Source organism: Schaalia naturae (assembly GCF_042665795.1).
Lineage (GTDB): Bacteria > Actinomycetota > Actinomycetes > Actinomycetales > Actinomycetaceae > Pauljensenia > Pauljensenia naturae.
In genome coordinates this window covers 1,217,480-1,236,878 of sequence record NZ_JBHTEF010000001.1, presented here as the reverse complement: position 1 = coordinate 1,236,878, position 19,399 = coordinate 1,217,480, and the positions used below count along the sequence as shown (strand labels likewise).

The following is a 19,399-nucleotide window of genomic DNA, read 5'->3' as shown; positions in this document are numbered from 1 at the left end:
CGCCGTCCGCGCAAGTTGTGATTGACGAGTCAACTAAATATTGGCACACTTCTTGTCGGCGGTCGAAGGTTCAAGACCTGGAGGTCGATCGGCGATGGCGGATACGAAGGTTTCCGAGAGGGCGGGCCGCGCCTCGGTGATCCCGCGGTGGAGCCGTCTCCCGACGGCGACGTCGGGGGCTGCGCCGGACGGCACTCGGATGGACGCGGTCCAGCTGCTCGTGCGCGATCTGGATGCAATGACCGCCTACTATCGGCGGGCGGTGACCCTCGACGTGCTCGACCAGTCCGGTCCCGCGGTGACGCTGGGACGCGGCGGGACGCCGATCGTGGAGCTGCGGCAGGCGAGGGATCTCCCCTCCTTCGACCACGGCGGCGCGGGGCTCTACCACACGGCCATCCTCTTCGAGGACGAGCGCCGCCTCGCCTCGGCGGTGCTGTCGATGGCCCAGCGGGCGCCGCAGACCTTCATCGGATCGGCGGACCATCTGGTCTCCGAGGCGTTCTACTTCACCGATCCCGAGGGCAACGGCCTGGAGCTGTACCACGACCGGCCGAGCGGCCAGTGGAACGTCGGGGCCGACGGCCGGGTGGACATGACGACGCTGCCGCTGGATCCGAACCGGTTCCTGCGCCAGTGGCTCGACCCGGAGCCGGGGGATGCGGGAGTGTCGGCGGTGGTCGGGCACGTCCACCTCCAGGTCGGCGACATCGAGCAGGCGAAGCGGTTCTACGTCGGTGTCCTGGGCTTCGACGTCACCGCTGAGCTCGGTGGGACCGCGTTGTTCGTCTCGGCCGGCGGCTACCACCATCACATCGGCATGAACACGTGGCAGAGCCGGGGCGCGGGGCCCCGCGCGGCCTCCCTGGGGCTGGGTGACGTGCGGATACTGGTCCCCACCAGGGACGACGTCGAGTCGATTGAGGAGCGGCTGCGCGGCCATGGCATCGCAGCCGTCGACGACGGCCGCACGCTGCGCGTCGAGGACCCCTGGCGCACCCGGCTCGCGATCGCTCCCGAGATCGGCGGCTGAGCGGCCCGCCTGGTGGGCGTTCCCGTAGGCCAGGTGGGCGCGTCTCCCCGTCCCGTGCCCGGTTCCGCCGCGTCAGCGGCCGGTCCCGCGCCGTCCGCGCGAGGAGCTGGTCCCGCCGCGGCGAGGCTGGCGGGCAGCCGAGACCGCGGCCGCCGAATGCGTGGCGCGGCCCTGGCTCGCGCGGGTGGTCCATCCGCCGGCGGTGAGTTCTTTTGCACCGGCTCCCGACCCGCGGGTGCTCTGCGCGGAGTGAGCATTCCGCTGCGACGCCTGGCCGCCGCGCCGGCCGCCGCGTTGCGAGGTCTGGGCGCCTCCCTGCGGGCCTCGCCCGCCTCGCCGCGACCGGGCAGGGGCGGGCGCGGCCACCGGGGCTGGCGCCACGAAGGGGGCCATCGTGCCGACCAGCTCGGCGACCGACGGCGAGGCGGCCGTCACGCGCTCGGGGGTCACCCGGATCTTCGCCTTCCTCAGCACATCAGCCAGGTCCTTACGCTCCTCGGGCAGGCAGATCGTCACCACGTCGCCCGCGGCCCCGGCGCGCGCCGTGCGCCCGGAGCGGTGGAGGTACTCCTTGTGCTCCCGCGGGGGATCCGCGTGGATGACCAGTGCGACGTCATCGACGTCCACGCCGCGAGCGGCGACGTCCGTGGCGGCGAGCACCCGCACCTCGCCGGACTGGAACAGGGCCAGGTTGCGGTCCCGCGCGTTCTGGGACAGGTTGCCCTGCAGATCCACAGCGGGGATCCCGGAGGCGGTCAGCTGTTTGGCGGTGCGCTTGGCGCGGTGCTTCGTGCGGAAGAACACGATGCGCCGGCCCTCCCCGGAGGCGAGCCGGTCGATGAGGGCCTTCTTGGCGTCCGCGTCGGCGACCTCGAAGACGTGGTGCGTCATGCGCTCCACCGGCGATTCCGCAGGATCCACCGAGTGATGGACGGGATCGTGGAGGAAGCGCTTGACCAGCACGTCCACACCGTTGTCCAACGTGGCGGAGAACAGCAGACGCTGCCCGCGCTCGGGGGTGGCGCGCAGGATCCGCGTGACGGCGGGCAGGAAGCCCATGTCGGCCATGAGGTCGGCCTCATCGATGACGGTGATCGAGATGGAGGATAGATGGACGATCCCCTGGCCCATCAGGTCCTCCAGACGGCCCGGGCAGGCGACGACGATGTCGGCGCCGCGTCCGAGCGCGGCCTCCTGGCGGGCTTGTTTGACGCCGCCGAAGATCGTCGTCACGCGCAGCCCTTCGACGCGGGCCAACGGCTCGATGACCTCGGCGATCTGGGTGGCGAGCTCGCGGGTGGGCGCCAGCACCAGCCCGCGCGGGCGGCCCGGCACATTGGCACGGGCCCCGGCCTGGGAGGCGGCCGCAAGGCCGGCCACCAACGGCAGCGCGAAGGCCAGCGTTTTGCCCGATCCGGTGCGTCCGCGTCCGAGCACGTCGCGGCCGGCGAGGGAATCGGGCAGAGTCGCCGCCTGGATCGGGAACGCCCGGGCCTTCCCGTCGGAGGCGAGGACGCCGGCGAGCTCCGCGGGGACGCCCAGCTCCTGGAAGGCGGGATTCGCCTCACGAGGCGTGTCAGGTGTCGGGCGCCGCGCGGGCGCCGAAGACGCCCGCCTGCGGGGCCTCCGGTCGGGGGAGGCGGGCACGCCGCCCCCCAGCAGAGCGGAGGCGGGCGAGACCGGCTGGCGGTCATGGATCGAGGACATGTCAACTCCTGCGGGCGTGCACGGCCCGCGTGTCGGTGCCGCACGGAACGGAGAGTCCCGGGGCACGAAGGGGGCGAAGGCGCCGACAGGCGCATCCGTTCGCCGTCCGAAAGCAGTGGCCGCCCTCGCGAACCGGGAACCGGCGGGGGAGCGGGAGGGGCGGCCCGCGCGCAGGGCGCGGGACCCGTCAAGCGTTCAACGACGCGGGCGGTGTGCACCACCGCCGGAGTCAACGCTAGCACGCGGCCCGACCACCTCCTCCACGCTCGTCTGTGACATCGGGGACGGGACGGGGTCTAGGGAAGGATGGGGGGATCGGAGGACAGGCACGGGGCCGGTGGGCGGACAGGCGCTCATCGTGGACGACGAGGAGGCGTTCGCCGACGCCTGCGCGGAGTATCTGCGCGCGGCGGGCATCCGGGCGACGGCAGTGGGCTCCGCGGGGGAGGCGCGCCTCCGCCTGGGGGCCGGCCCCGTCTCGCTCGTGCTCCTCGACGTCAACCTGCCCGGCTCTTCCGGTTTCGACCTGTGTCGGGAGCTGCGGGCCACCTCGGACTGCCCGATCGTCTTCATCAGCGCGCGCGGCGGCGAGGACGACGAGATCCTCGCCCTAGGCATCGGCGGAGACGACTACCTCACGAAGCCGTTCTCCCTGGCCCTGCTGCTGGCGAAGGTGCGCAGGCTCCTCGACCGGTTCGCCTCCGCTGGCCGCGGCGCCGCCGGGGACCTGGAGGGCCCGCTCGCGATGGACCCCGGCAACGCCTTCGGCGCTTTCACCGAGAGCTTCGACCTCATGCGCACCGAACTCGCCGCCTTCCGCGAGCGAGAGGACCGGCTCACGCGCGAGCACCGCACCGTCATCGCCCAGCTCGGCCACGACCTCGGCACTCCGGCGGCGAGCATCTCGGCGGCGGCCGAGCTCCTGGAGGTGGACGAGGACGACCCGCGCCGAGTGGCGCGGCTGCGGGTGATCCGCACCAAGGCGCTGCAGATCGCGCGCCCGCCCCTGAGAAGGGTCCTCTTCGCCGGCTCCGACCTCTCCGGGTTCACCGAGGACGGCCTCGCGCGGTTCCGGCGGACCCACTCCGGGTTCGTCTCCTTGATGAAGTCGAAGACGGGCTTGCCCACCGCCTGGGCGACCTCGTACTTCTCCTTCTTCAGGCCGTAGGTGCCGGCGATGCCGCAGCACGGCTGACCGGACTCGACGACGTGGACCCCGGGCACGAGCTCCATGAGCTGGAAGTCCTCGTCCAGCTCCCCGCGGTCGTGCAGCGCGAGCAGGAACTCGCAGATGTCGAAGACGCGCGAAGACACATCACGCAGCTCGGGGCGGCGGCGGTCACACTCCTGCAGAACCCGGCGCTCGTGGCCGTCCTGCGCGGCATCGGGATCATGAAGGCGGACTTCTCCCTGCCGTGGTGGCTGCCCGCCGGCATCGCGCTGGCCGCCTCGCTGGCCGCCGCCGGCATGATCTGGTGGCGCTCCCGCTCCCGCTCCCTGGGACGGGTGGGGACGCGCTCGCTCCTCCGCGACGCCGCGTAGCCCGGCGGGGCGGTGATACGGCCATAATGGGGGCATGCAGACCAGGAGCGTGCGGCGGGCAGTGGTGACGGGAGCCTCGACGGGCATCGGCGAGGCCACGGTGAGGCGGCTGCGGGACCAGGGGTGGGCGGTCACCGCCGTGGCGCGGCGGGTCCTCAGGCTGAAGAAGCTCGCCGAGGAGACGGGCTGCACGTCCTTCGCCGCGGACCTCACGGACGACGAGCAGGTCCAGGCGATGGCCGACTACGTCCTGGGGCTCGGCCCGGTCGACGCCGTCGTCAACGTGGCTGGCGGGGCGCTGGGCGTGGACTCGATCGCCGGGGCCGACACGGAGCACTGGACCCAGATGTTCGACCGGAACGTCATCACAGCCCTCCAGGTCACCCGCGCCTTCCTGCCGGGCCTGCGCGAGCGCGGGGGCGACGTCGTGTTCCTGACCTCGACCGCGGCGCATGACACCTATCCCGGCGGTGGCGGCTACGTGGCGGCCAAGCACGCGGAGCGCATCATCGCGAACACGATGCGCCAGGAGCTGGTCGGCGAGCCGGTCCGGGTCATCGAGATCGCGCCGGGGATGGTGAGGACCCCGGAGTTCTCCCTGAACCGGCTGGGGTCCAAGGACGCCGCCGACAAGGTCTACGAGGGTGTCGCCGAGCCGTTGACGGCCGAGGACGTCGCCGACGCGATCGTGTGGACGCTCACGCGCCCGGCCCACGTCAACATCGACTCGATGGTCATCCGCCCCCTCGCCCAGGCGACGAACACCCTGGTGGCCCGCGCCGCCGAGTGAGGGACCCGGCCCGCGCGGACCGGGCCTGCGGTTGCGGCCGATCGCCGCTGTTCCCCTCCGACCGCTCTCGGAGTAGCGTGGCCGCATGACGCCAGACGAGCATGCTCCCGAAACCCTCAGCCTCCACCGCGACCGCGCTGAGGCGCAGGCCGCGGTCGACGCCGGCGCGCCGGTCCTGGTCGCGAAATCGATCCCGAAGGCGATTCGCCACGGCGCCGTGATCGGCGCCTTCGAGTCACTGGCGCCCGGACTGTCCATGATCGTCGTCGAGCCCCACGACCCGACGCCGCTGCTCGACCAGATCCGCGGCCGCTTCCCGGGCGGCGTCGATATGGAGTACGTCGTTGAGGGGCCCGACGAGTGGCGGGTGCGTCTGATCCGGAGGTAGAGGCGACGAGGCCGCCGGCGCGTCAGCGGGCCAGGGGACGCCCCCTGTCATCGATGCCGAGCCTCGCATAGGCGTGCGGCACGGTGGCGAGGAACCATACGACGCCGAAGAGGGACAGCGCGCCCGTCGCCCACGCCGAGACCCCGACCCCGAACGCCTGGACCAAGGCCGAGACCAGGAACGGTCCCGCCGTCATCCCAGCCTGCTGGACGGACTGCCACAGTCCGAGGAACCGCGAGCGCCCGACGTCGGGGGAGAGGTCGGCTCCCATCGTCATGACGATGCCGGCGCCGAATCCGTTGCCCAGCCCGATCAGGCATGCGCACACGACGAAGCCCACTGTCGTCTGCCACATCGCCAGCCCGATGAACCCCGCGCCCATGATCACCATCGTCGGCACGAGCGCCCACCGACGTCCGCGCACGTCCGTGACCTTCCCGACCGGATAGAACACGGCCGCGTCCAGCACGGCCGAGGCGCTGAAGGTCAGGGAGATCATGTGCTCGGAGATCCCCAGCTGGTGGCCCCACAGGGGGACGATGACCGCGCGGTTCGCCCGCACGATGGTCAGGAGGATCACGCCGACGGCGAGCAGAACCGTCGCCCGGGCGTCCGCGCGCTCGCGCCAGGGGGGCGCGGGGGCCTCGGAAGGGGCCTCCGACGAGGGCGCCTCCGCGGCCGACTCGAGGAGCTCGGGCGAGGGCAGGACGAAGGCGAGGACGAACCCCAGGGCGACGACGGTCGTGGCGATCTGGAGCCAGAAGGCGCCGGGATAGCTCCACAGGGCGAGCGCCAGCGATCCGATCCCGGGTCCGAACACCTGCCCCATCCGCAGCATCCCGCCCAACATGGACAGGCCCCGGGCCCGCCAGGAGACGGGCACGGACTCCGCGACATAGGACTGGCGGGCCAGGGACCAGATGTTTGCGGAGACGGACAGGGCGGCGATCGCCGCGACGTAGAGGACCTGCGACCAGGCGACGCCCGGGTGCGCCAGCGTGACCAGGGCACCGGCCAGGGAGACGACGGCCAGCGCGGTGCCGATGACGAACGCCGCGCGGTCGCCGACCCGCGTGATCCAACGGCCGACCCAGGGCCCCGTCAGGACCCCTGCCAGGCCGGACACGGCGGCGACCAGGGAGGCTCCGGACTCGGTGAGCCCCAGGGACAGAGCGGCCAGCACCATGACGGGAGCGAGGGCCCCCGATCCCGTGGACCAGATCAGCGAGGGGACGTACACCGGCAGCGCCAGCTGTGCGACGGGGGAACGGGGTCGGTCGGGGCGGGCGGTCATTGCCCCATTGTGCGCGTCCGCGCTCGGGCGGGGCCGGGCATGTCACGAAACCGTGACGATCTCTCCCCGGGTGGTGACGGGGGATGCGGGATCCGCCAGGATGTGGGACATGAGACACATCACGGCGCGAGCGGCGTCGCTCGCCCTGGTCGCGCTGCTCGCGCTGGCCGGCTGCTCCTCCTCCGAGGACGGGTCCGCGAGGACCGGATCGACCGGGACGGATCTGTCGGGGCTCTCCTCCGTCGAGGTCGCGCCCGAGGAGGCCGGCGGGGTCGCGGCCGACTCCGCCGACGCCGGAGCCTCGGCCGCCGGCAGCGAGGTCGATCCCGACCAGGGCAAGGTCGTGGTCACGGGATCGGCCTCGGTGCGTGTGGAGGATCCGCAGGCGGCGCTGGCGGCCCTCACCGCGACGGTGGCGGGTCTGGGCGGGCGCGTCGCCTCCTCCACCGTGACGGGAGGGGGATCCGTGCCCTCGGCGCGGGCGCAGGTGCGCGTGCCCACCGACGCCTATGATCGGCTCACCGACTCGCTGTCGGACCTGGGCCAGGTGGTCGACCTGTCCACCAGCACCGAGGACGTCGGCCAGCAGGTCGCGGACCTGGACGCCCGGGCCGACGCCCTGAGCGCGTCGATCGACCGGCTGACGCAGCTCGTCGAGCAGGCGGAGACCACGAAGGACCTGCTCGAGGCCGAGCAGGAGCTCACCGCGCGCCAGTCTGAGCTGGACTCCCTGACCAGCCAGCGGGCGTACCTGGCAGACCAGGTCGCCTTCTCGACGCTGGAGGTCTCCCTCGACCGGCGGGCCGAGGCCGCGGAGCCGGACCGCTCGGTCTGGCAGCGTTCCTGGGATGCGTTCGTCGCGGGGATGCGCGGGATCGGGGAGGCCGTCGTGTGGGTCCTGCCGTGGGCGCTGCTGGCGGCCGTCGTCGCCGTGCCGGTGACGCTGGCCGTTCGCCGCCGCCGAGGGAGCGCGGGCGTGGCGGGCGGCACGGGCGGGACCTCCGAGGAGCCGGAGAGGCCCGTGGACCACATAGGTTAATCATGTTAACCTATGTGTTGTGAGCAGCGGGAAAGACGTCGATGCCCGGCGCACGGACACGCGCGCGCGACTGATCGACGCGACGATCGACCGGATCGACCGGGCGGGCTACGCCTCCCTGTCCGCCGCCGATGTGGCGCGCGCCTGCGGGGTCTCCGCGCCCGCGATGTACAAGCACTTCCCGGACCGCGACGCCCTGCTGCTCGCGGCGCTGCGGGAGCTGTCGACGCGGGCCGCGGCCGACGCGGGGTGGGCGGGGGAGGCCCCGCCGAAAGCGGGCCGGGAGGACCCCCACGGGACCTTGCTGTCGGTGGGCGCCTGGATGATGCGGTGGGCGCGGGACCACCCGCGCCTCCACGACTTCCTTCTCCACAGCCCCCTCGCCCTGCGCGCCAGCGCGGAGCCCGGCGATGGCTGGGAGTTCCCGCTCCTCGGCGTGGTGCGCCACTCGATCGAGGAGCTGCGCGGGCGCCTCGGGCTCGACGTCGAGCCCAAGCGGTTCCTCGCCCTCGTGTGGGCCACCGTGGAGGGGGCCGGCGCACTCGCCGCACGCGGGGTCGACGGGGCGGACCCCGGACTGCTCTCCGACGGCCTCGACGCCTATATCGAGCACTTCTCCACGACCCCCGCCAGGAAGGACCCCCGGCCATGACCGGTCAGACATCCGCGCCCCCGACGCCGCTCACCGTCATCGTCTACGCCCATCCCTACCCGGGCAGCTTCTCCCGCGCCGTGCTCGAGGCCGCCACGGCGGGCGCCGCAGACGCCGGCCGAGAGACGGCGGTCATCGACCTGTGCGCGGACGGCTTCGCCCCGGCCTACGACGAGTCGGAGCTCGCGCTCTTCCACGAGGGCGGGACGCGGGATCCCCTGGTGGAGCGCTACCAGCGCCTCCTCGAGCGCGCGGACGCCCTCGTGCTCATCGCTCCCGTGTGGTGGAACGACATCCCGGCGATCCTCAAGGGCTTCATCGACAAGGTGATGAAGCAGAAATGGGCCTATGAGCCCACCGCGACCGGCACCCGGGGCGTGCTGGGCACGTGGATCCGCTCCGTGACGGTGCTGACGACCTCGACCTCGCCCACCTGGTACCTGCGGGCCGCCTGCGGCAACCCGATCGGCAGCGTCCTGCTGGGCTCGACGTTCCGCCAGCTCGGCGTGCGGCGCAGGCGCTGGCTCAACCTCGGGCGGATCTCCGGCGGGGGAGCGCAGCGCCGCGGGAAGCACCTGGCGCGGGTGCGCCGCGAGATCGCCGCCCTCGCCTGAGACTCGGGCCACGCGGGGACAGGGCGGGCGCTCCGTCGGCTATCATGGGCCCCGACGCAGATCCGGCCCGTCCCCCTCCAGAAGGGGACGGGGCATCGCCGGGGAGTCTCCGGAAGAACAGGCCGCCCTCGGGCGCCCCCACTAGACCCGGACGGGCGGGCCCGACACAGCCCATGACGAGAGGCCGCACGGCGGCCCGGTCCCCGGGGCCGGGCAGCGGCGCGGCAAGCGGGGTGGTACCGCGGGTCTCGGCGCAGGCCGGGAGTCGTCCCTGTGACAGGTCGACGACACCGAGGACATCATGAGCACACACGGGTTCTACCCCCGCCACCGTGACGGCGAGGTCCGGGCCGCAGCCTCCTTCCCGGACATGGAGCGCGAGACCCTGGCCTACTGGGACGCCGACGACACCTTCGCGAAGTCCGTCGAGGAGCGGCCCGCGGGGCGCCACGGCGACAACGAGTTCGTCTTCTACGACGGGCCGCCCTTCGCCAACGGGCTGCCCCACTACGGGCACCTCCTCACCGGGTACGTCAAGGACGTCGTCGGGCGCTACCAGACGATGCGCGGACGCCACGTCGAGCGCCGCTTCGGGTGGGACACCCATGGCCTGCCCGCCGAGCTCGAGGCCGAGCGGGCACTGGGGATCACCGACAAGTCCCAGATCGAGGGCGAGGGCGGGATCGGCATCCGCGCCTTTAACGAGGCCGCCCGCGCGGGCGTCCTCCGATACACCCGGGAATGGCAGGAGTACGTCACCCGGCAGGCGAGGTGGGTGGACTTCGACCACGACTACAAGACGCTGGACCCCACCTACATGGAGTCCGTGATCTGGGCGTTCAAGACGATGTACGACAAGGGGCTCATCTACGAGGGCTTCCGCGTGCTGCCCTACTGCTGGCACGACCAGACGCCGCTGGCCAACCACGAGCTCAAGATGGACGACGACGTCTACCAGGACCGCACCGACCAGACCGTGACGGTCGGCGTGCGCCTGGAGACCGGGGAGCTCGCGCTCATCTGGACGACGACGCCGTGGACGCTCCCCTCCAACCTTGCCATCACGGTGGGGCCGGACATCGACTACGTCACCGTCCGGCCCCGCGAGGGCGGGCTCGCGGGGGAGAGGGTCCTCCTGGCCGAGGCCCTGGTCGGCTCCTACGCGAAGGAGCTCGGCGAGGACCCCGAGATCGTCGGGCGCCTCACGGGCGCCGACCTGGTGGGCCGGCGCTACACGCCGATGTTCGACTACTTCGACACGCCCCAGCGCCGCGAGCCGGGCGCAGCCCCCGGCCCGGCCGGGTGGACGATCATCGCCGGCGACTTCGTGACGACCGAGGACGGCACCGGCCTGGTCCACACGGCTCCCGCCTTCGGCGAGGACGACATGGACGTGTGCGACGCCGCCGGCATCCGCCCGGTCATCCCCGTGGATGACGCCGGGCGGTTCACCTCCGAGGTCCCCGACTACAGGGGCGTCCAGGTCTTCGACGCGAACCGCCTGGTCATCGCGGACCTGAGGGAGGGCACGGGCAACCTCGCCCATCGCGATCCCGCCGATCGACCGGTGCTGGTGCGCGTCGCCTCCTACACCCACTCCTACCCGCACTGCTGGCGCTGCCGGCAGCCCCTCATCTACAAGGCGGTCGGCTCCTGGTTCGTGCGCGTCACGCAGTTCCGGGATCGCATGGTCGAGCTCAACCAGCAGATCACCTGGGTGCCCGAGCACATCAAAGACGGGATCTTCGGCAAATGGCTCGCGGGGGCGCGCGACTGGTCGATCTCGCGCAACCGCTTCTGGGGCTCCCCGATCCCCGTGTGGAAGTCGGACGACCCTGCCCATCCGCGCGTCGACGTCTACGGCTCCTTCGAGGAGCTGCGCCGCGACTTCGGCGTCGACATCCAGGACCTCCACCGCCCCGCCATCGACGAGCTGGTGCGGCCCAACCCCGACGACCCGACCGGGCGCTCGATGATGCGGCGCGTCCCGGAGGTCCTCGACACGTGGTTCGACTCCGGGTCCATGCCCTTCGCCCAGGTGCACTACCCCTTCGAGAACCGCGAGTGGTTCGAGAACCACTACCCGGGCGATTTCATCGTCGAGTACATCGGGCAGACGCGCGGGTGGTTCTACACCCTCCACGTCATGGCGACGGCCCTGTTCGACCGCCCCTCTTTCACGCACTGCGTCTCCCACGGCATCGTGCTGGGCGACGACGGGCGCAAGATGAGCAAGTCCCTGCGCAACTACCCGGACGTCACGCGCGTCTTCGACGAGTACGGCTCCGACGCCATGCGCTGGTTCCTCATGAGCTCGCCCGTCGTGCGCGGAGGCAACCTCATCGTCACCGAGGACGGCATCCGCGACACCGTGCGGCAGGTCCTCCTGCCGATCTGGAACACGTACTACTTCTTCACGCTGTACGCGGGGGCCTGCAACGGGGGCGCGGGCTACGAGGCGAGTCCCCTGGACCTGTCCGACCGGGAGGCGGTCGGGCGCCTGGACGTCATGGACCGCTACCTGCTGGCCCACACGAGGTCCCTGGCCGACGGCGCCCGCGCCGACCTGGACGCCTACGACATCGTCGGTGCCTGCGAGCGGGTCGGGAGCTTTCTCGACATCCTGACGAACTGGTACGTGCGCACCCAGCGCCAGCGGTTCTGGGACGAGGACGCCCTCGCCTTCGACACCCTGCGGACCGCACTCGTCACCCTCACCGAGGTCGCAGCCCCACTGCTCCCGCTGCTGGCCGAGGAGATCTGGCGCGGGCTGACCGGCGGGGAGTCGGTCCATCTCACCGACTGGCCGTCGCTTCCCGACACGGTCGCCGACGACGCCCTGGTGCGGGCCATGGACGAGGTCCGCGACGTCGTCTCGGCCGCCCACAGCCTGCGCAAGACGCACGCGCTGCGGGTGCGCCAGCCGCTGACGGCCCTGGCGGTCGTCTCCGAGCAGGCAGGCGCCCTGGCCCCCTTCACGGGGCTCATCGCCTCCGAGGTCAACGTCAAGGAGGTGCGCCTGCAGACCCCGGCCGAGTCGGGACTGGCGGTCCATCAGGAGCTCTCCCTCAACCCCCGCGCCTTCGGGCCCGCCGTGCGCCGCTCGACGTCGGCCCTGTTCGCCGCCCAGAAGGCAGGCGCGTGGAGCCTGGCCCCGGACGGCCGCTCGGTCGTCTTCCCCGGCGTGGCCGTCGACGGCGCGCCCGTGGTGCTCGCCGGCGACCAGTTCCGCGTCTCCACGAAGGTGGACGCCTCCGACGGCCAGGTGGCCGCCGTGCTCGCGGGCGGCACCTTCGTGGTGCTCGACACCGAGCTGACGCCCGGGCTGCTGGCCGAGGGCTATGCCCGCGACGTCATCCGGGCGGTCCAGGACCGGCGTAAGGCCGAGGACCTGCACATCGCCGATCGCATCGATCTCGCGTTGGGCGTGCCGGCCGGTCACGTCGAGGACGTCCGGAACTTCGCCGACATGATCTCCGCCGAGACCCTGGCCCTGTCGCTGACGGTGTCCGAGTCGCCCGAGCTCACCGTCTCGGTGTCCAGGCACCCGTCCTGACACGGGCCGGCCCCGGTCTGGGGCGACACGCGCGGGAGGGCGGCGGGGAGGACAGTGGACTGGTCGCGCGTATAGCATGCTGTACATGGGTACAACGGGCTTGCGGGGCAGACGCCGCGCCGACGACCTGACCGCCCGCGCGCAGATCCGCGATGCCGCCATCGAGTGCTTCGCCCGATCCGGTTTCCGCGCCTCGTTCCGGGAGATCGCCGCCCGGGCCGGCGTCTCCCCCGCGCTCATCACCCACCACTTCGGCTCCAAGGCCGCCCTGCGCGGGGAATGCGACTCCGAGGTGCTGGACCGCTACCGGGCGACCGAGACAGGGGCGCTCGCCCTGCTGCCCGCTGGCTTCACCGAGCTCACCCGTACCGTCCCCCATGACGAGGCCGTCATGGTCGTCTACATCCTGCGGGTCGTGGCGGCCGGAGGCCGGGCCGCGGACGTCTTCATGGACCGCCTTACCGAACAGGTCGCCGGTGTCCTCGCCGAGTACGAGCGGGCCGGCCTCGTGCGTCCCTCGCGCGACGGGGCGGCCCGCGCCCGCTTCTACGGACGCCAGATGCTCGGCTCCGTCCTCGTCCAGTTCCTCACGACCGCCTGGACCACCCCCGAGGAGTTCGTCTCGGTCCTGCTCGACCGCGACGGCGGCTTCCTCCTGCCCATGCTCGAGCTCTACTCCGAGGGCCTGCTCACCTCGACGGCGTTCCTCGACCAGTATCTGGAGGAGGCGGGGGACCCGCCCCGCGCTTCCTCCCCTTCCAAGGGAGCCCCATGACCACCACCGATGCCGCCGTCCGCGTCGAAGGGCTGACGAAATCCTTCGGCCGCGTCCGCGCCCTGAAGGGCCTCGACCTCGAGGTCCCCCGAGGGCAGGTGACCGGGTTCCTCGGCCCCAACGGAGCCGGCAAGTCCACCACCATCCGGATCCTGCTCGGACTGCTGCGCGCCGACGGGGGGACCGCCGCGCTTCTGGGCGGGGACCCCTGGCGCGACGCCGTCGACCTGCACCGGCGCCTGGCCTACGTCCCCGGCGACGTCACCCTCTGGCCCGACCTGACGGGCGGGCAGGCGATCGACGTCCTCTGCCGGCTGTCGGGTCCCCTCGACCGGGCCCGGAAGACGCGCCTCCTCGAGCGCTTCCAGCTCGACCCCTCCAAGAAGGCCCGCTCCTACTCCAAGGGGAACCGCCAGAAGGTGGCTCTGGTGGCCGCCCTGTGCGCGGACGCCGAGCTGCTGCTGCTCGACGAGCCCACCTCCGGGCTCGACCCCCTCATGGAGGAGGCCTTCACCGAGTCGATCCGCGAGGCCACGGGCCGCGGGTGCTCCGTCCTGCTCTCGAGCCACATCTTCGCCGAGGTCGAGAGACTCGCCGATCGCGTGACGATCATCAAGGACGGCGCCGCCGTCGAGTCGGGCACGCTCGCCGAACTGCGGCATCTCACCCGCACGGAGGTCAACGCCGTCGTCGACGGCGGGGCCGCCGGCCTGTCCGGCCTCCCCGGCGTCCACGACGTCTCCGCGGAGGGCCGCGCCGTGCGCTTCTTCGTCGACGACGCCGACCTCCCTCCGGTCCTCGCCCGGCTCGCGGAGCTCCGCCCCCAGGCACTGAGGGCGAACCCGCCCTCTCTGGAGGACATCTTCCTGCGCCACTACGGCGCGCGACCCGCCCCCTCCACCCAGGAGGGGCGCTGAGATGCCGGCGGCTGCCGCGCGGACCCGCCCCGCCCGCCCAGGCGCCCGCCGGCCCCTCCGCCCGCTCGCGGGCACGGGAACGATGGTCCGGCTCGTCGTGCGGCGCAACCGGGTGCGCCTGGCGGCGTGGTGGGCCTACGTCGTCGTGATGCTCGCCTATGTCGCGGCCTACTACCGCGAGAGCCTCCCCACCCAGCGGGCCCTCGACGACTTCGCAGCCGTGTCGGCCACCCCGGGGATGCGGGCGCTGACCGGAGTGGCGGCCGAGCCCGCCACCCTGGGAGGGGCGGTGTGGACGAAGATCTGGATGACCCTGGCCCTCGGGCTCGCCTTCGGGATGGTCTTCCTGGTCACGCGCAACGGGCGCGCCGACGAGGAGGAGGGACGCTGCGAGCTCCTGCGGTCCCGGGTGCTCGGCATCCACGCCGGCTCGGCCGCGACGTGGACCGTCATGGCCGCGCTGTGCGCGCTGGCGGGAGCGGGAGCCGCCCTCGTCTGCCTCCAGCAGGGGCTCGACCCGCAGGGGGCCGGGCACTCGGGGTCCTGGCTGTTCGGCCTCTCGGTGGCCGGCGTCGGCCTGGTCGCCATCGGCGTCTCGGCGCTCGCCGGGCAGGTCGCCTCCACGTCGCGGGGCGCCAACGGGCTGGCCAGCGCCGTCATCGGCGTCTTCTACGCCCTGCGCATGGCCGGCGACCTCGGCAACGGGGCGCTGACATGGGCCTCTCCCATCGGCTGGGGGCAGGAGGCCCGGCCCTGGGGCCAGGAGCGGTGGTGGCCGCTGCTCCTCCAATGCGGGCTTGCCCTCATCCTGCTCGGGGCGGCGGCCGTCCTCGAGGAGCACCGCGACCACGGCGCGGGCCTGCTGCCCGATCGCCCGGGCCCGAGCGGCGCGCCCGCCCGGTGGGCCTCGCCGCCGGGCCTGGCCCTGCGCCTCGAACGCGGGGCGATCCTCGGGTGGACCGCCGCCATCGCGGCGACGGCCGTGATTCTCGGCTCGGTCACGCAGCCCATGGAAAACCTGGTCGCCGACGCGTCCCCCGAGGTGGCGGCGCGGCTGGGCGGCGAGGGGATGGACGCCCTCGTCGCCATGCTCGTGCGGATCGTGGCCCTGGTCGTCCTCGCCTTCGCCCTCCAGGCCACTCTGCCCCTGCGCGGGGACGAGGCCTCGGGCCTCCTGGAGGCCCAGCTCTCCCGGGGCCTCTCCCGGACCCGGTGGGCGCTCGGCCGGCTTGCGGTGCCCGTCCTGGGCGCCGGTGCCCTCCTGGCGCTGGCCGGGGCCTGTATGGGCGCGGCCTACGGGGCCGTCGTCGGCGACGCGGGGCAGATCCGGCTGCTGGCGGGCGCGGCGTTGGCCTACTGGCCGGCGACGATGACGCTCGTCGGGGCGGCGGTCGCCGTGTTCGGGTGGTTCCCCCGGGCGGCGACGGCGACCACGTGGACGCTGCTGGCCGCCGTCTGGGTGGTGGAGATGGCCGGGGTGACCACCGGACTGCCCAGGTGGGTCCTCGACGCCACCCCCTTCCATGCCACGCCGCCCCTGCCCTCGGAGCCCATGGCGTGGACGCCCCTGGCCGCGATGACCGTCCTCGCCGTGGCGTTGGCGGCGCTGGGGGTCGGACGCCTCGCCCGCCGCGACCTCGATGCCGGGTGAGGGGCGCGGGACGGGAACGGCGGGTTCAGGCCGTCCCCGTGGGGACGAAGCGGTACCCCATGCCCTGCTCGGTGAGGATGAACCGCGGGCGGGCCGGGTCGGGTTCGAGCTTCTTGCGCAGCTGGGAGACGTACAGCCGCAGATAGCCTGTGTCGGCCACGTGCTCGGATCCCCAGACCTCCTTGAGGATCATCTCGCGGGTGACCAGGCGCTCGGGATGGCGGGCCAGGACCTCCAGGACGCGCCACTCCGTGGGAGTCAGCGCGATGGGGCGGGACCGGCCCTCCGACGAGCGGGTGATCGTGTGCGTCGACAGATCGACGACGACCTCCCCGAGGGTGAGGACGGGATCCGCCTCGGAGCGTGGGGCGAGTCGGCGGGACAGCGCCCGGATCCGGGCGAGCATCTCGTCGATCGCGAACGGCTTCGTCATGTAGTCGTCGGCGCCCGCGTCCAGCGCCTCGACCTTGTCGTGGGAGCCCGTGCGTCCCGAGACGACGAGGATCGGGGCGTCGGACCACCCGCGGATCGCCTCGATCAGCTGGATGCCGTCCGGGGCGGGCATCCCCAGGTCGATGATGTAGAGGTCCGGGCTCCGATCCGCGGCGAGGGCGAGCGCACGCACTCCGTCGCCGGCGGTGAGCAGCTCGTAGCCGCGCGCGGCCAGGGTGATGCGCAGGGCGCGCAGGATCTGCGGGTCGTCGTCGGCGATGAGGATCCTCATGGGCCGTCCTCCTGGACGCAGGGGAGGCTGACGACCATGGTGAGGCCGCCGCCGGGCGTGTCCTCCGCCTCGAGGCCGCCGCCCATCCCGTCGACGAAGCCCTTGGACAGCGCGAGGCCGAGCCCCAGGCCGGACGTGTTGTCCGTGTCGCCCAGGCGCTGGAACGGCCGGAAGACGTCCTCGCGTCGGCCCTGCGGGATCCCCGGGCCATGGTCGACGACGCGGATCTGGCCCGTGCCGCCGAAGGAGCTGGTCGTCAGCAGCACCGGGACGCCCGGCGGTGAGAAGCGCCGGGCGTTCGCCAGCAGGTTGACGAGGACGCGGCGCAGCAGCGCGGCGTCGGCCCACAGCCGCGGAAGAGCGGGGTCGAGGGCGAGCTCGACCCCGTCGGGCCCCGCATGCAGCTCGTCGAGGGCGGGGAGGATCGCATCGGCGGCGTCGACGGGCCCGAGGCCGACGGGGATCGCGCCGGCCTGGACGCGGGAGACGTCGAGCAGGTCCGTGACCAGGGAGGTGAGGTCGTCCAGGCTGTCGCGCGCCAGACCGAGCAGTTCCGCGCGATCGTCCTCTCCGAGCTCGGCGCCCATACTCGACAGCCCCGTGACGGCGGCCGTCGCGGCGGCCAGCGGGCGCCGGACGTCGTGGGAGACGGCGGACAGCAGCGCGGAGCGGACCTTGTTCGCCGCCTCCAACGGCCCGATCTCGCGGGCCTTCGTCTCGAGGTCGCGATGGTCGAGGACCGTGCGCAGCTGGGTGGCGACGACGCCCAACAGGCGCTGGTCGGAGGCGTCGAGGTCCCGGCCGACCACCGTCAGATCGGCCCCCTCGCCGACGGGGACCGTCGTGCGGGGACCCAGGGCCCCGGGATCTCCGTCCCGGCCGAGGACGGAGGCGCGGCCGGAGGATCCTCCGCCCGGTCCGCGCAGGCACACGGCCTCGACTCCGAAGGCCTCGCGGGTCGTCGACAGGATCGCGCCGAGGGCGTCGTCGGCGCGCAGGACGGAGTCAGCCAGGCTGATGAGGATCTCCGACTCGGCCGCCGCCCGTCGGGCCTGGCGTCCCCGCCGCGCCGACCGGTCGACGACCAGGCTGACGAGGACCGCGATGAGCACGTCGAGCATGAGGATGACCAGGTGGCGGGGCGCGGACACGGCGATCGTGCGATACGGGGCGATGAGGAAGAAGTCGAGGGCGAGACCGGAGGAGAGCGCCGCGAGGAGGGCGGGCCACAGGCCGCCGACGAGGGCGACGACGACCACGATGAGCTGGAACGCCAGCGCGCACACGGTCAGCGTGTCCGCGTCGACGGTGGTGCCCGCGATCCACGCCATGGCGGGGACCAGGATGAACGCCAGAAGGAACCCGAGCGCGCGGCGTCGCGGGGACAGGGCGCCGCGCGGGGCGGGAAGACGCGGCCCGGAGGCGCGTTTGGGGCGCGAGACGATGTGGACGTCGATCGGGCCGGCGGCGCGGATGACCTCGGCGCCGACCCCCGCCCCGCCGAGGACCTGGCCGAGCCGTGTCCGCCGGCTCGCCCCGAGGACGAGCTGCGTGGCGTCGTGGGATCGGGCGAAGCCGAGGAGCGCCTCGGGCACGGACTCCCCGACGAGCTGGTGATAGGTGCCCCCGAGCTTCTCGACGAGTTCGCGCTGGCGGGCGAGCGCTCCCGGGATGGCCGAGCGCAGGCCGTCCTGGGACGTCACGTGCACCGCCAGGAGGTCGCCCCCGCCCGACCTCGCCGCGATCCGCGCGCCACGCCGGGCCAACGCCTCCCCCCGGGAGTCCCCGGCGAGGGCGACGACGACGCGTTCGCGCGTCTCCCAAAGGGCCTCGATGTGGTGGGCGCTGCGGTAGTCGCGCAGAGCCCCCTCGACGTCATCGGCCAGCCAGAGCAGGGCGAGCTCCCGCATCGCCGTCAGGTTGCCGAGCCGGAAGTAGTTCGACAGGGCCGCGTCGATCCGCTCCGGGGGGCAGACCTTGCCCTCAGCCAGCCGCGCGCGCAGGGCCTCGGGCGCGAGGTCCACGAGCTCGATCTCGTCCGCGCGGCGCAGGACCTCGTCGGGCACCGTCTCGCGCTGGGGGACGCCGGTGATCTGCTCGACGACGTCGTTCAGCGACTCGATGTGCTGGACGTCGACCGTCGTGACGACGCAGAGCCCGCCCTCCAGGAGGTCCTCGACGTCCTGCCATCGTTTCTCATGGCGCGAGCGCGGGGCGTTCGCGTGGGCGAACTCGTCGACGAGGACGAGGTCGGGCGCGGCGGCCAGGATCGCGTCCGTGTCCATCTCCCACAGCTCGACGCCCCGGTGGGAGACGCGCCGCCTCGGCGCCACCGCGAGCCCGTCGGCCAGGGCCGCGGTCTCCGACCGTCCGTGGGCCTCCACGACGCCGATGAGGACGCGGCGGCCGGCGTCCGCCAGCCGGTGCCCCTCCTCGAGCATGGCGTAGGTCTTGCCGGCCCCGGGCGCGGCCCCGAGAAGCACATGAAGCCGTCCTCGCGTCATGGGTGCCAGTGTGGCAGAGCGTCGAGGGCCAGGCAGATCGGGCCGTCCATCTCTTCCTCTCCCGTCCCCGCGGGTGGCCGGCGGACTCGGGGACCGGCGTCCGCCATCCGACGATGCTGCGCGCCGCGGAGGCGCCGGGAGGGGATCCTCACGGAATCCATACGAGGATCGGGCGGAGCCTCACGGGGTCCTCACACCGTGGCGGGACGGTCG

General features: G+C 73.0%; 15 protein-coding genes and 1 pseudogene. 11 read left to right on the top strand and 5 right to left on the bottom strand.

Translation table 11 applies throughout. The features are described 5' to 3' along the window. The first annotated feature begins 94 nt into the window (after positions 1-94). Positions 95-1,033 carry a VOC family protein gene (locus tag ACFQWG_RS05405; protein ID WP_380972889.1) on the top strand — a complete coding sequence of 313 codons (939 nt, stop codon included), beginning with the start codon at positions 95-97 and terminating at the stop codon, positions 1,031-1,033. 72 nt (positions 1,034-1,105) lie between these two features. Here ACFQWG_RS05405 and ACFQWG_RS05400 read toward each other — a convergent pair whose 3' ends face one another. Beyond that, the gene (locus ACFQWG_RS05400; RefSeq protein WP_380972887.1) at positions 1,106-2,740 is read right to left on the bottom strand and encodes a DEAD/DEAH box helicase; all 1,635 of its coding nucleotides are present in this window, start codon (positions 2,738-2,740) and stop codon (positions 1,106-1,108) included. Between ACFQWG_RS05400 and ACFQWG_RS05395 the strand changes: the two genes are divergently transcribed. After that, positions 2,739-3,908, top strand: coding sequence for an ATP-binding response regulator (locus ACFQWG_RS05395; RefSeq protein WP_380972884.1), 1,170 nt, complete (start codon positions 2,739-2,741; stop codon positions 3,906-3,908). The genes ACFQWG_RS05400 and ACFQWG_RS05395 overlap by 2 nt on opposite strands. Here the strand turns inward: ACFQWG_RS05395 and ACFQWG_RS05390 are convergent. Beyond that, positions 3,824-4,108 (bottom strand): annotated as a pseudogene (locus ACFQWG_RS05390) (anaerobic glycerol-3-phosphate dehydrogenase subunit C); the annotation flags it as partial. The gene ACFQWG_RS05395 and the pseudogene ACFQWG_RS05390 overlap by 85 nt on opposite strands. A 208-nt stretch (positions 4,109-4,316) precedes the next feature. On the opposite strand from ACFQWG_RS05390, the gene ACFQWG_RS05385 reads away from it, so the two are divergent. Together ACFQWG_RS05385 and ACFQWG_RS05380 are read left to right on the top strand one after the other, a co-directional pair. Next, positions 4,317-5,072 (top strand): SDR family NAD(P)-dependent oxidoreductase, encoded by a 756-nt coding sequence (locus ACFQWG_RS05385; RefSeq protein WP_291500643.1) that lies wholly within the window; start codon positions 4,317-4,319, stop codon positions 5,070-5,072. Positions 5,073-5,157: 85 nt separating this feature from the next. Next, positions 5,158-5,460: a DUF2249 domain-containing protein gene (locus tag ACFQWG_RS05380; protein WP_291500642.1), complete on the top strand. Its 303-nt coding sequence runs from the start codon at positions 5,158-5,160 to the stop codon at positions 5,458-5,460. A 22-nt stretch (positions 5,461-5,482) separates the two neighbouring features. Here ACFQWG_RS05380 and ACFQWG_RS05375 read toward each other — a convergent pair whose 3' ends face one another. Then, a complete protein-coding gene (locus tag ACFQWG_RS05375) occupies positions 5,483-6,754 on the bottom strand; it encodes an MFS transporter (RefSeq protein WP_291500850.1) in 1,272 nt (423 codons plus the stop codon). 109 nt (positions 6,755-6,863) lie between these two features. Here ACFQWG_RS05375 and ACFQWG_RS05370 point away from each other — a divergent pair, with 109 nt between their 5' ends. The 7 genes from ACFQWG_RS05370 to ACFQWG_RS05340 all read left to right on the top strand — a co-directional run bounded on the left by ACFQWG_RS05370 (position 6,864) and on the right by ACFQWG_RS05340 (position 15,958). Further along, positions 6,864-7,793: a DUF4349 domain-containing protein gene (locus ACFQWG_RS05370; protein ID WP_380972880.1), complete on the top strand. Its 930-nt coding sequence runs from the start codon at positions 6,864-6,866 to the stop codon at positions 7,791-7,793. Between the two features lie 19 nt (positions 7,794-7,812). Continuing rightward, positions 7,813-8,445 carry a TetR/AcrR family transcriptional regulator gene (locus ACFQWG_RS05365; protein WP_380972877.1) on the top strand — a complete coding sequence of 211 codons (633 nt, stop codon included), beginning with the start codon at positions 7,813-7,815 and terminating at the stop codon, positions 8,443-8,445. After that, the gene (locus ACFQWG_RS05360; RefSeq protein ID WP_380972875.1) at positions 8,442-9,059 is read left to right on the top strand and encodes an NAD(P)H-dependent oxidoreductase; all 618 of its coding nucleotides are present in this window, start codon (positions 8,442-8,444) and stop codon (positions 9,057-9,059) included. The genes ACFQWG_RS05365 and ACFQWG_RS05360 overlap by 4 nt, the downstream gene beginning before the upstream one ends. 301 nt (positions 9,060-9,360) lie before the next feature. After that, positions 9,361-12,615 carry an isoleucine--tRNA ligase gene (gene ileS, locus ACFQWG_RS05355; protein ID WP_380972871.1) on the top strand — a complete coding sequence of 1,085 codons (3,255 nt, stop codon included), beginning with the start codon at positions 9,361-9,363 and terminating at the stop codon, positions 12,613-12,615. A gap of 85 nt (positions 12,616-12,700) precedes the next feature. Beyond that, complete coding sequence (locus tag ACFQWG_RS05350; protein WP_380972868.1) at positions 12,701-13,390, top strand: TetR family transcriptional regulator; 690 nt, start codon at positions 12,701-12,703, stop codon at positions 13,388-13,390. Beyond that, entirely contained in the window at positions 13,387-14,307 is a 921-nt protein-coding gene (locus tag ACFQWG_RS05345; RefSeq protein ID WP_291501159.1) for an ABC transporter ATP-binding protein, read from the top strand. Before ACFQWG_RS05350 ends, ACFQWG_RS05345 begins: the two co-directional genes overlap by 4 nt. An 82-nt stretch (positions 14,308-14,389) precedes the next feature. Then, positions 14,390-15,958: an ABC transporter permease gene (locus ACFQWG_RS05340; protein WP_380972865.1), complete on the top strand. Its 1,569-nt coding sequence runs from the start codon at positions 14,390-14,392 to the stop codon at positions 15,956-15,958. Between the two features lie 25 nt (positions 15,959-15,983). Here ACFQWG_RS05340 and ACFQWG_RS05335 read toward each other — a convergent pair whose 3' ends face one another. Beyond that, positions 15,984-16,682 (bottom strand): response regulator, encoded by a 699-nt coding sequence (locus ACFQWG_RS05335; RefSeq protein ID WP_380972862.1) that lies wholly within the window; start codon positions 16,680-16,682, stop codon positions 15,984-15,986. Beyond that, positions 16,679-19,186: a sensor histidine kinase gene (locus tag ACFQWG_RS05330; RefSeq protein WP_380972859.1), complete on the bottom strand. Its 2,508-nt coding sequence runs from the start codon at positions 19,184-19,186 to the stop codon at positions 16,679-16,681. The genes ACFQWG_RS05335 and ACFQWG_RS05330 overlap by 4 nt, the downstream gene beginning before the upstream one ends. Positions 19,187-19,399 lie beyond the last annotated feature (213 nt).